The sequence below is a fragment of the Pseudomonas sp. Ps21-P2 genome, from assembly GCF_039672565.1.
Classification (GTDB): Bacteria; Pseudomonadota; Gammaproteobacteria; order Pseudomonadales; family Pseudomonadaceae; genus Aquipseudomonas.
In genome coordinates, this window is sequence record NZ_JBDFPL010000003.1 from 500,161 (window position 1) to 512,061 (window position 11,901).

The window sequence follows — 11,901 nt, forward strand, 5'->3', positions numbered from 1 at the left end:
AATAAAGTGCTCACCAAGAGGGATAACCGCCCGATGGCTGTATTGATCGAAGATTACGCGCTGCTCGGCAACTGCCGGACCGCAGCGCTGGTGGCCCGCGACGGGTCGCTGGACTGGCTGTGTTTCCCGCGCTTCGATGCGCCGGCCTGTTTCGCCGCGCTGCTGGGCGACAGCAACAACGGGCGCTGGAAGCTGGCGCCGGTTGACGGCAGCACCCGGTCCCGCCGCAGCTACCGTGACGGCACACTGATTCTCGAAACCCTCTTCACCACCGACACCGGACAGGCGCTGCTCATCGACTTCATGCCCATGGAGACCGACAGCAGCGTGGTGCGCATCGTCGTTGGCGTAGAAGGGCGCGTGGACTTCTCGATGGATCTGGCGATCCGCTTTGACTATGGCAGCACCGTGCCGTGGGTGGAGAAGCGCGATCCGCACACCATGACCGCTGTTGCCGGCCCGGACATGCTGGTGCTGCGCACGCCCGCCGAACTGCACCCGATGGACCATCACACCGAGAGCCTGTTCAGCGTTGAAGCCGGTCAGCGGCTGGGCTTCGCGCTGTCCTGGCAGGCCTCCCACGAACCGGTGCGTGCGGGGTTCGACGTGGAATCGGCGCTGCAGCAGACCGAAACCTTCTGGCGAGATTTCTCCGGCCGCTGCCCGGATGTTGGCCCCTGGACGGATCAGGTCAAGCGTTCGCTGATCACCCTCAAGGCCATGACCTATGCGCCGACCGGCGGGATTGTCGCGGCGGTGACCACCTCGTTGCCGGAGCAGCTGGGCGGTGAGCGCAACTGGGATTACCGCTTCTGCTGGCTGCGCGATGCGACCATGACCCTGCTGGCGTTCATGAACCTGGGCTACTTCGAAGAAGCGACCGCGTGGCGCAACTGGCTGCTGCGCTCGATCGCGGGCAACCCGGAACAGGTGCAGATCATGTACGGTCTGGCGGGGGAGCGGCGCTTGCTGGAGTATGAGTTGCCGTGGCTGGCCGGCTACGAGCATTCGCGCCCGGTGCGGGTCGGCAATGGTGCGGCCAGTCAGGTGCAGCTGGATGTGTACGGCGAAGTCGCCGACGCCATGACCCAGGCCCTTAAAAACGGCCTGCCTGCGCTGCCGCGCAGCACGGAGATCCAGAAAGTGATCATGCCGTTTCTGGAAAAAGTCTGGCATCAACCGGACGCCGGCATCTGGGAAATCCGCTCGGCACCTCGGCATTTCACCCATTCCAAAGTCATGGCGTGGGTGTCATTCGACCGCAATGCCGGGGTGTTGGCCAAGAGCGATAACCCGCAAGACCGCGAGCGGGGTCGGCATTATCGTGAGGTCGCCGATCAGATCCACGCCGACGTCTGCGCCCACGGCTTCGACGCAGAATTGGGCAGCTTCGTGCAGACCTACGGCGGCCAGGAAATGGACGCCAGTCTCCTGCAGATCGCGCTCACCGGCTTCCTCCCCGTCGACGACCCCCGCGTCACCGGCACCGTCACACGGATTGAACAGTCGCTGATGAAAGACGGCCTGCTGCTGCGCTACGACAGCGAACGCAGCACAGATGGCGTGTCGGGCAGCGAAGGGACCTTCCTGGTGTGTTCGTTCTGGCTCGCCGACGTCTACGTGCTGCAAGGCCGCGACGACGAAGCCCAAATCCTCTTCGAACGCCTGTGTGGCCTGTGCAACGACGTCGGCCTCCTCGCCGAACAATACGACCCCCAGCAAAACCGCATGCTCGGCAACTTCCCCCAGGCCTTCAGCCACATCGGCATCATCAACACCGCCCTGAACCTTCACCGCGTCATCTGCCCCGTAAAAAGCCGCGCGGCCACTCGGTCCTAGTGGGGCAGGGCATTAGCCGATGTCGGTGATGGGTGGGACAGGTTTTGCGTTACGCTGAGACATTGATAGCGCTCACAGGGGCCTCTTCCCGGCTGAAGCCGGTCCCACTAAAAAGCAGCGCGTGCAGTCATTGAGATTGGCGGCGCACCCTGTGGGACCGGCTTCAGCCGGGAAGCTTTTGATCTTGATCTTCAAACACAAAAGGTCCAGACACCGCCAATCGCGACTTGGGTGCAGGCTGAACGCAGGTCTCGCGAAGTGGGCCGAGCCGCATGGATGCGGCGAGAGCGCCGTCAGGGCATGGATGCCCGTTCGGCGCGGGCCCACGGAGCGGGACCGGAGTGAAGGAACCCCGACGCAGGAGGGGCCTAGCCAGGAGCACAAGCCCTTGGTTACTTGGGGCTTTATCAAGTAACTCGCCGAAGGCGAAACAGTCTGCCCCCAGGCAGACGCTTTTGATCCTCAACAACAGCCCCGATGATCACCGCGCCTTGCGAAACGTAAAATTAATGCGCTGCTCCCCCAACTGCGGATGCTCCGCCTGCCGAATCGGCAACACCCCATGAAAGCGCAGCCGATCAACCCCGCCCCACACCACCACATCCCCATGAAACAACGGCACCCGCTGAGTCGGATCACTGCGCCCAAGCCCGCCAAACAAAAACATCGCCGGCAAGCCCAGCGAAACCGACACCACCGGCCACTCCAAGCCGCGCTCATCCTTATCCTGATGAAGCGACATCTTGGCTCCCGGGATGTAACGATTGATCAGACACGCATCCGGCACAAACCCCGCAAACCCGGCAGCCGAAGCCGCCGCCACCGCCAACTCCATGAAAACCCCAGGCATCGCTGGCCATGGCTCACCCGTGAGCGGATCGATGGGGGAATATTTATAGCCACTTCTGTCAGTGGTCCAGCCGAAGTCCCCGCAACTGCTCAACGCCACCGACATCGTGTAACCGCCGGGCGTGACCATATGGCGGAACGGCGCCTGGGTCAGCACCGACTCCAGCGCAGGCAGCAATGACTCGATGAAAGGCAAAGCGAAGCCACGAAACACAAACGACGCCGGCCCGATCTGATCATGTGAAGGCGGTTGCGGCGTATCCTCCGCGAACAGATCAAACGTCGCCGGCGTCGTGCCCTTGCGCTGCATCACCATGGGCTTCCCCGTTCAGATTTCGGCTACAGCGCTTTGCTGACCTTCACATCGCTGATGACATCGGTGCTGTCGCCGTGCACCTTCTGCAGGGCGGCCAGGGCCTCATCGGCGGAGGGCGACTGCAACAGGGCAAACTCGAAACGACGCTCGCCGTTGAGCTTGTAGCTGATTGCGTATTTGACGACGGGGGCAGGGGTGCTCACATTTTACTCCTGGAAAAAACTGACCGGATGTTCGCAAAAAAAATACAAAGATTTCACGCCAGCCGGTGTTCAATGGCGCTTTGGCTCAATGGCGCATCAGCTCAGACGCGAGGACGAGCGGCGAACGATTTTGATCGAATGGGTGAAGGCAGTCTTGCGCCCGCCATGGCTGTCGAGCTTGCGGCCGGCGGTGTCAATGGTGATGTTCCAGAAGCCGGTGCTGGGCACCGCGATTTTGGCGGGGAAACGGTCAAACGCGCCGCCGTGGTAAGTGTGACGACCGCCGTTTTTGAAGCTGCGGAAGTTGGCATCACTCATCAGGCGTATGTTGCAAAGCTGGGAGCATTCGATGACGACCATGTCGTCTTCGTTGAGGTGCTCGCGCTGGTGTACGAATTTCATGGGTGTCTCCGGAGACAGCGTTCTCGAAAACCCGAAACCATAGCACGACGAGCCTGGGCATTGATCTTCCCGGCGGGTTTTATTGATCGTGGACTCGCTTGAATCGACGCAAGGCTGACCGCCAGGCTGGCAGTTAAAAAAGCACACGCGCGGGATTTAATCCGGGTCGGGCTTGTCGTAAGCACCTTTACTGGAGGGATTGTATGAAATTGGCGGTTGTTATTCTGGCCCTGGCGATGACCGGTTGCGCCACAGTTACGGACATCGAACACACCCCGGCGACCATGAGCGTCATGTCCGGCAAGTCGCCGAAGGATTATGCCGCGTGCTTTGTCGGACGCATCTCTGACAGCCGCAAGCCGCCGCAGATCGAGCCGCACAAAGAGGGCCTGCGCATCATCGTTCCACAGAAGTTGCTGACCAGTGACCCTGCTGCCATCGTCGACATCGAGACCCGCTCCAGCGGCAGCTCGATCAAGCTGTTCGAACGCCTGTCGAACAACCCCCTGCGGCCCAAGGACGTGCAGCACGCCGTGACGGCCTGTATCTCGGGCGAGTGACGCGGTTGCGGGGCGAATCAAGGGTGACGCAGTTCCACGGTTAGACGGGCGAGACGTTATTTGCAGACCACCAGCACGGTGCGGTTTTTATAGTTACCGACATCGACACCCAGGGTCTTGTCGTCTTCCTTGGGTTGCGGCGTGCCGTTGGTGCTGACGATGTTGTAGCCGGTGCCCGCGCAGGAAGCGTCAGCCTTTTCGTAGCAGGCGGCCCAGGACATGGCTTCGCCGGAGCAGTCGATGCTCAACGCCTGCTTGCCGTCTTTGAGGTAAGTGTTCTGCGCCGTCGCGCAGCCGGTCAGGGCCAGTACAGCAATGACGGATAAGATCTTGATCATGGTGGAATGCTTCGCGATGAGGGCCGGTGTGGGAATTGCTAGTCTGAGACTGAGAGGCGGTGCCATCGTTCCGGCATCACCGTAGATTTTTTGCAGGACTTGCTCGGCGATATCCGTGGCCGAATCTGCGAAGGAGAGGCCTCGGCCGCACTCCATTGCGGAGCGGGCCGGGCCGCCTGATCAGTCCTTCTTGTCAGCCCGACGACGCGGGGCTGGCGTGTCTTCGAACACGGCGGCGACTTCGATGGCGCTGCTCTCGCTGGAGAACGGGCCTGCCACGGCTTCACCGTCGTGGCCGACCAGCCACCACTGGCCGTCCTGGAGCTTTTTGATCTGGTAACCGTTCACGCTTTTGACTTCAGGCATCGACTCGTCTCGATTAGTAATTCAGGCGCCCATGATAATCGGCAAATGCCAAAGGGCAATCGCACAATTTCCCACGCGCGATGGCGAACAGGGCTACGCTTGCGAAGGTCACCGAACGGCGGTTACGCGGTGCTGGATGCCCTCGTACGAAGGACAGCATGGAATTCCAATAATCAGTGGGTGAAGCGTGGCGAGTGAGCTGGTTGCTGAGCTATTGGTGGAACGATCTGCGGAACTATCTGCGTCAGCGTTCCTCTACCTAGGCAGCGAACGGCCAGTAGCGGCATTGTAAGGTTATCGCCGCCTCATTAGACTGCGCCGCAACACCCCCAGCTCATCAAGGATTTATATGATCAAGAAATGCTTGTTCCCTGCAGCCGGTTACGGCACTCGCTTCTTGCCAGCGACCAAGGCCATGCCCAAAGAGATGCTGGCCGTTGTCAACAAGCCACTGATCCAGTACGGCGTGGAAGAAGCACTTGCTGCGGGTTTGACTGAAATCTCCATTGTCACCGGCCGCGGCAAGCGCGCGCTGGAAGACCACTTCGATATCAGCTACGAGCTTGAGCACCAGATCAAGGGCACCGACAAGGAAAAATACCTCGTCGGCATCCGCAGACTGATCGACGAGTGCAGCTTTTCCTACACTCGCCAGACCGAAATGAAAGGTCTGGGTCACGCGATTCTGAGCGGTCGTCCGCTGATCGGTAACGAGGCATTCGCCGTGGTGTTGGCGGATGACCTGTGTGTCAACCTGGAAGGTGACGGCGTTCTGGCGCAGATGGTCAAGCTGCACCAGCAGTACAAGTGCTCGATCGTGGCGATTCAGGAAGTTGACCCGAACGAGACCAACAAGTACGGCGTGATTGCTGGCGAAGAAATCAAACCAGGCCTGTTCCGCGTCACTGACATGGTCGAGAAGCCGGCACCGGATGTTGCTCCGTCCAACCTCGCCATCATCGGTCGCTACATCCTGACCCCGGACATTTTCGAAAAGATCGAAAACACCGAGCCAGGCAAAGGCGGCGAAATCCAGATCACCGACGCCCTGATGAAGCAGGCCGCCGAGGGCAACGTCCTGGCGTACAAATTCAAAGGCAAGCGTTTTGACTGCGGCGGTGCCGAAGGCTACGTGGAAGCCACCAACTTCTGCTTCGAGCACTTCTACAAGACCGGCAAATCGACTCAGTGATGCATCTGTATCGGTAGTCAGCGTCTAGCTGTGCTGTCAGACAAAGCCACCTTCGGGTGGCTTTGTCGTTTCTGTCCTGCGGAACTTGCCGAGCGCGCTCAAGCGGTTATGCTAGCGCATCGCTTGGGAGAGACACATGAGCTACGACTTTGACCTTTTTGTAATTGGCGCGGGCTCGGCCGGCGTCCGCGCAGCGCGGTTTTCCGCCGGTTTCGGCGCGCGCGTGGCCGTGGCCGAGAGCCGTTATCTGGGGGGCACCTGCGTCAACGTTGGTTGCGTGCCGAAAAAACTGATGGTCTACGGCGCGCACTATTCCGAAGACTTCGAACAGGCGAAAGGCTACGGCTGGAGCAGTGGCGAGGCGCATTTCGACTGGCCCACCCTGATCGCCAACAAGAACCGTGAAATCAGCCGCCTCAATGGCGTCTACCGCAAGCTGCTGGACAGCAGCGGCGTGACACTGATGGAAGGCCATGCGCGCCTGCGCGGCCCCCATGAAGTCGAAATCAACGGCCAGGTTCACACGGCCGAGCACATCATGATCGCCACCGGTGGCTGGCCGCAGGTGCCGGACATTCCGGGCCGCGAGCACGCCATCACCTCCAACGAAGTGTTCTTTCTCGAACAGATGCCCAAGCGCGTCGTCGTGGTCGGCGGCGGCTACATCGCAGTCGAGTTCGCTTCGATCTTCAACGGCCTGGGCGCTGACGTCTCGCTGATGTACCGCGGCGAATTGTTCCTGCGCGGGTTCGACGAAAGCGTGCGCACCCATCTGCACGAAGAGCTCGCCAAGCGCGAGATGGACATCCGCTTCAAGACCGAAATCAACAGCATCGAGAAGCTGGCCGACGGCACCTTGCAACTGAGCCTGAACGACGGCAGCTCGTTCAACACCGACTGCGTCTTCTACGCCACCGGCCGCCGTCCGATGCTCGATAACCTGGGCATGGACACCGTCAACGTCGAGCTGGATGAGAAAGGCTTCATCAAGGTCAACGGTGACTACCAGACCACCGAGCCATCGATCATCGCCGTCGGCGATATCATCGGTCGGGTGCAGTTGACGCCGGTGGCCCTGGCCGAAGGCATGGCCGTCGCGCGGCGCCTGTTCAAGCCCGAGCAGTACCGCCCCGTGGACTACCGCCACATTCCCACTGCCGTGTTCAGCCTGCCGAACATCGGCACGGTCGGCCTCACCGAGGCCGAAGCCATGAAGGACGGCTATGAGGTGCAGGTGTTCGAAAGCAAGTTCCGGCCGATGAAGCTGTCGCTGACCGACAACCAGGAGCGCACCCTGATGAAGCTGGTGGTCGACGCCAAAACCGATCGCGTGCTGGGTTGCCACATGGTCGGCCCGGACGCGGGCGAGATCATCCAGAGCCTGGCGATCGCGCTCAAGGCCGGCGCTACCAAACAGATTTTCGACGACACCATTGGCGTGCATCCTACGGCGGCGGAGGAATTCGTCACCATGCGCACACCGACGCGTTAAGGCGTGCGCCGCGCGTGTGATTGAACGACACGCGGCACATGTGAACGGTCCGGCCTCCATGGAGGGAGCTGGACGAGCCATTGTTTTTAGGGACGGACCCACTCTTTGACCAGCACGAGTTTTTCGGCAGCCATGCCCTTGAATCCAGCAGGACCTGACGACCAGGCGCTTTCCAGAACCGAAACGCTTGAGGAAAGTGAGCGGCAGTTTCGCAGCCTCGCCGACAACATGAGTCAGTTGGCCTGGATCGCCGACCCGGCCGGGCGCATCCATTGGTACAACGAGCGCTGGTACAGTTACACCGGCACCTCGTACGAGGCGATGATGGCGTTGGGCTGGCGATCGTTGCATCACCCTGACCATGGCCAGCGCGTCGAGTCGCGCCTGCAGCGCTGTTTCGCGACCGGGTCATTGTGGGAAGACACCTTCCCGCTGCGTGGCAAAGACGGCCAGTACCGCTGGTTCCTGTCCCGTGCGTTGCCGATCCGCGACGACCGCGGCAGCATCACCCACTGGCTGAGCACCAGCACGGACATCACTGCGCAAGTCAGTGCCGAAGATGCGCTGCGTGAGCTGAACGAGAGTCTTGAGCAGCGTGTCGCCGCGCGTACCCGTGAACTGGCCGAGAGCAATGAGCGCCTGCAGATTGAAATCAGCGAGCGCGCCCAGGCCGAAGAGGCCCTGCGCCACGCGCAGAAGATGGACGCGATCGGCCAGTTGACGGGCGGCATTGCCCACGATTTCAACAACATGCTGACCGGCGTGCTTGGCGCGCTGGACCTGATTCAGCGGCGGGTGGCCGCAGGTCGCGTGTCGGAGATCGATCGTTACATCGAGGCTGCCATGGGCTCGGCCAACCGCGCCGCGTCACTCACCCATCGCCTGCTTGCGTTCGCCCGTCGCCAGTCGCTCAACCAATGCCCCGTGGACGTCAATCACATGGTGGCGTCGATGGAAGAGTTACTGCGCCGCACCATCGGCGAAAGCATCGAGCTGGAAGTCGATCTGCACGGGACCTCGTGCCTGACCAACACCGATGAGCACCAGCTGGAAAACGCCTTGCTCAATCTGGTGATCAACGCCCGCGACGCGATGCCCGATGGCGGGCGGCTGCTGATTCAGACCGAGCTGACCCACATCGCCCTGTTGCAGGATGCGCTGGCGCCGGGCGACTACGTGCGCCTTCGCGTGCAGGACACCGGAATGGGCATGTCCAGCGAAGTCATCGCTCGGGCTTTCGATCCGTTCTTCACCACCAAGCCGATCGGGCAGGGCACCGGGCTGGGCCTGTCGATGGTCTACGGCTTCATCAACCAGACCGGCGGCCGGGTCAGTATTTCCAGCGAAGAAGGGCGCGGCACGCGGATCGATTTGCTGCTTCCCTGTCATGAGGCTGCCGCCGAGTGTGCGCCCGTCGTGAACCCCAGCATCGAGCCGCCTCGCGCCAGTCAGGGCGAGCGCGTGCTGGTGGTCGAAGACGAGCCCGATGTGCGCATGCTGGTGGTGGATGTGCTGAAGGAGCTGGGTTACCGCGTGATCGTGGCCTGCGACAGCCATGAGGCGCTCCCGGTCCTGCAGGGCAGCGATCCGGTCGATCTGCTGGTGACGGACGTCGGACTGCCGGGCTTGAATGGTCGTCAACTGGCGGAGGTGGCCCGTCAGCACCGCCCCGGCCTGAAGGTTCTGTTCATGACCGGCTATGCGCGAGAGGCCGAGGTGCGTGGCGCCTTTCTCGACGATGGCATGGATCTGCTCACCAAACCCTTCAGCATCGACGAACTTGCGGTGCGCGTGCGAAGCCTGATCGAGTCAGACTGAACGCGCCTTCCCCGGCCCCGACCGTCCATCAACAACGTCTTCTATTAATAAAGCATCCTTATAGTCAAAACCAATCGTTAGCATGAGCTTTGCCAATGAGTTCTTGCCGACGATTTTGCGTAGTATCCTCCCCATCGAATTTGTAACACCCATTTCCACAACCCTCAGGAGATTCACTGATGCCTATCATCAACAGCCAAGTCAAACCGTTCACGGCAACTGCTTTCAAGAACGGCAACTTCGTAGAAGTGTCGGACGCCGACCTGAAAGGCAAATGGTCTGTGGTGTTCTTCTACCCGGCTGACTTCACCTTCGTTTGCCCAACCGAGCTGGAAGACCTGGCGGACAACTACGCCGAGTTCCAGAAACTGGGCGTCGAAATCTACAGCGTTTCCACCGACACTCACTTTGCTCACGCTGCCTGGCACAACACTTCGCCAGCCATCGGCAAAATCCAGTACACCATGATCGGTGACCCAACCCTGAAAATCTCCCGCAACTTCGACGTCCTGATCGAAGAAGCAGGTCTGGCTGACCGCGGCACGTTCGTGATCAACCCGGAAGGCGAAATCAAAATCGTCGAACTGAACGACGGCGGTGTTGGCCGTGACGCTTCCGAGCTGCTGCGCAAAATCAAGGCGGCTCAGTACGTCGCTGCTCACCCGGGCGAAGTCTGCCCAGCCAAGTGGAAAGAAGGCGAGGCCACTCTGGCACCGTCCCTGGACCTGGTTGGCAAGATTTAAGTCGTCATGACCGGATCGGGGGCGATGAGCCCGTAGGCACGTAAACCGCATCGCCCCCAAAAAACGCCCGGGCGGTTATCGTTCGGGCGTTTTTTTTGTAGAACTCGCTGGATTCCGAAGCGGATCCAGACCCTGAAAGTGAAGAAGGAAGCCGAACCATGTTGGACGCCAATCTTAAAGCTCAGTTGAAATCTTACCTGGAGCGGATCACTCGCCCGATCGAGATCATTGCGTCCCTTGATGACGGCGCAAAATCCCAGGAAATGCTGGCCCTGCTCAATGACATCGTCAGCAGCTCCGACAAGATCACCCTGGACACCAATGGCAGCGATACCCGCACGCCGTCCTTCGCCCTGAACAGCCCGGGCCAAGACATCAAGCTGCGCTTCGCAGGTCTGCCAATGGGCCACGAATTCACCTCGCTGGTGCTGGCACTGCTGCAAGTCGGCGGTTACCCGTCCAAATCCTCCGAGGAAACCATCGAGCAGGCCCGTAGCCTGACCGGTGAGTTCAAGTTTGAAACCTACTTCTCGCTGACCTGCCAGAACTGCCCGGACGTGGTTCAGGCACTGAACCTGCTGGCCGTGCTCAACCCGAACGTGCAGCACGTCGCCATCGAAGGCAGCCTGTTCCAGCAAGAAGTCACCGACCGTCAGATCATGTCGGTGCCAAGCATCTACCTGAACGGCGAACTGTTCGGCCAGGGCCGCATGAACCTGGAAGAGATTCTGGCGAAGATCGACACCAGCGCCGGTGATCGTCAGGCCGAGAAGCTGAACGCTAAAGAAGCCTTCGACGTTCTGGTCGTCGGCGGTGGCCCGGCCGGTTCCGCCGCAGCGATCTACGCTGCCCGTAAAGGCATCCGCACCGCCGTGGCAGCCGAGCGTTTCGGCGGCCAGGTGCTGGACACCATGGCGATCGAGAACTTCATCTCGATGCAGCACACCGAAGGGCCGAAGCTGGTGGTCGCCCTCGAAGAGCACGTCAAGCAGTACGAAGTGGACGTCATCAACCTGCAGCGCGGCGAGCAGTTGATTCCCGGCAAGAATGGCGACCTGCATCAGGTCAAGTTCGCCAGCGGCGGCGTGCTGAAAGGCAAGACCGTGATTCTGGCGACCGGCGCACGCTGGCGTGAAATGAACGTCCCGGGCGAGCAGCAATACCGCAACAAGGGCGTGGCGTACTGCCCGCACTGTGACGGCCCGCTGTTCAAAGGCAAGCGCGTCGCGGTGATTGGCGGCGGCAACTCCGGCGTCGAAGCGGCCATCGACCTGGCCGGTATCGTGTCCCACGTGACCCTGCTGGAATTCGACGCCAACCTGCGCGCCGATGCAGTGCTGCAACGCAAGCTGCACAGCCTGCCCAACGTGACGGTCCTGACCAGCGCGCTGACCACTGAAGTGACCGGTGACGGCCAGAAAGTCAACGGCCTGCGCTACAAGAACCGCCTCACGGGTGAGGAAATAACCGTTGAGCTGGAAGGCATCTTCGTGCAGATCGGCCTGCTGCCGAACACTGAATGGCTCAAGGGCACCGTCGAGCTGTCGCCACGGGGCGAGATCATCATCGACCAACGCGGCGAGACATCGATCCCGGGCATTTTCGCTGCCGGCGACGTGACCACCGTGCCGTACAAGCAGATCGTGATCGCGGTCGGCGAGGGCGCCAAAGCCTCCCTCAGCGCCTTCGACCACCTGATCCGCACCAGCGCCCCGGCGTGATGGTTTATTAGTGGGACCGGCTTCAGCCGGGAAGACTTCGGTTGCCACACTGCAAAATGATG

11 protein-coding genes and 1 pseudogene are annotated in these 11,901 nt (G+C 60.9%); 7 read left to right on the top strand and 5 right to left on the bottom strand.

The genetic code is table 11. The annotated features are described in order from the left end of the window. Positions 1 to 33: 33 nt before the first annotated feature. Complete coding sequence (locus ABEH28_RS09740; protein ID WP_346629799.1) at positions 34 to 1,839, top strand: glycoside hydrolase family 15 protein; 1,806 nt, start codon at positions 34 to 36, stop codon at positions 1,837 to 1,839. Positions 1,840 to 2,320: 481 nt separating this feature from the next. Here the strand turns inward: ABEH28_RS09740 and alkB are convergent, their stop codons facing one another. The 3 genes from alkB to ABEH28_RS09755 all read right to left on the bottom strand — a co-directional run bounded on the left by alkB (position 2,321) and on the right by ABEH28_RS09755 (position 3,609). Next, positions 2,321 to 3,004 (bottom strand): DNA oxidative demethylase AlkB, encoded by a 684-nt coding sequence (alkB, locus tag ABEH28_RS09745; RefSeq protein ID WP_346629800.1) that lies wholly within the window; start codon positions 3,002 to 3,004, stop codon positions 2,321 to 2,323. A 23-nt stretch (positions 3,005 to 3,027) separates the two neighbouring features. After that, entirely contained in the window at positions 3,028 to 3,207 is a 180-nt protein-coding gene (locus ABEH28_RS09750) for a hypothetical protein (RefSeq protein ID WP_346629801.1), read from the bottom strand. Between the two features lie 96 nt (positions 3,208 to 3,303). Further along, positions 3,304 to 3,609, bottom strand: a complete 306-nt coding sequence (locus ABEH28_RS09755) for a DUF1883 domain-containing protein (RefSeq protein WP_037010615.1) — start codon at positions 3,607 to 3,609, stop codon at positions 3,304 to 3,306. Between the two features lie 203 nt (positions 3,610 to 3,812). Between ABEH28_RS09755 and ABEH28_RS09760 the strand changes: the two genes are divergently transcribed. After that, complete coding sequence (locus ABEH28_RS09760; protein ID WP_122534636.1) at positions 3,813 to 4,169, top strand: hypothetical protein; 357 nt, start codon at positions 3,813 to 3,815, stop codon at positions 4,167 to 4,169. 56 nt (positions 4,170 to 4,225) lie between these two features. On the opposite strand, the gene ABEH28_RS09765 is transcribed toward ABEH28_RS09760, so the two are convergent. Both ABEH28_RS09765 and ABEH28_RS09770 read right to left on the bottom strand, forming a co-directional pair. Further along, on the bottom strand, positions 4,226 to 4,507 hold the full coding sequence (locus ABEH28_RS09765) for a hypothetical protein (protein WP_065987192.1): 282 nt from the start codon (positions 4,505 to 4,507) through the stop codon (positions 4,226 to 4,228). Positions 4,508 to 4,687: 180 nt separating this feature from the next. Continuing rightward, positions 4,688 to 4,873 carry a hypothetical protein gene (locus ABEH28_RS09770; protein WP_346629802.1) on the bottom strand — a complete coding sequence of 62 codons (186 nt, stop codon included), beginning with the start codon at positions 4,871 to 4,873 and terminating at the stop codon, positions 4,688 to 4,690. A 349-nt stretch (positions 4,874 to 5,222) separates the two neighbouring features. Here ABEH28_RS09770 and galU point away from each other — a divergent pair, with 349 nt between their 5' ends. From galU to ahpF, 5 genes and pseudogenes are all read left to right on the top strand, one after another. Continuing rightward, positions 5,223 to 6,065 (top strand): UTP--glucose-1-phosphate uridylyltransferase GalU, encoded by an 843-nt coding sequence (galU, locus tag ABEH28_RS09775; protein WP_192172113.1) that lies wholly within the window; start codon positions 5,223 to 5,225, stop codon positions 6,063 to 6,065. 136 nt (positions 6,066 to 6,201) lie between these two features. After that, positions 6,202 to 7,557: a glutathione-disulfide reductase gene (gene gorA / locus ABEH28_RS09780; protein WP_346629803.1), complete on the top strand. Its 1,356-nt coding sequence runs from the start codon at positions 6,202 to 6,204 to the stop codon at positions 7,555 to 7,557. A 192-nt stretch (positions 7,558 to 7,749) separates the two neighbouring features. After that, positions 7,750 to 9,375: pseudogene (locus ABEH28_RS09785) on the top strand (ATP-binding protein); the annotation flags it as partial. A 179-nt stretch (positions 9,376 to 9,554) separates the two neighbouring features. Beyond that, entirely contained in the window at positions 9,555 to 10,118 is a 564-nt protein-coding gene (gene ahpC / locus ABEH28_RS09790; protein WP_065987199.1) for an alkyl hydroperoxide reductase subunit C, read from the top strand. Positions 10,119 to 10,276: 158 nt separating this feature from the next. Next, positions 10,277 to 11,839: an alkyl hydroperoxide reductase subunit F gene (gene ahpF / locus ABEH28_RS09795; protein WP_346629804.1), complete on the top strand. Its 1,563-nt coding sequence runs from the start codon at positions 10,277 to 10,279 to the stop codon at positions 11,837 to 11,839. Positions 11,840 to 11,901 lie beyond the last annotated feature (62 nt).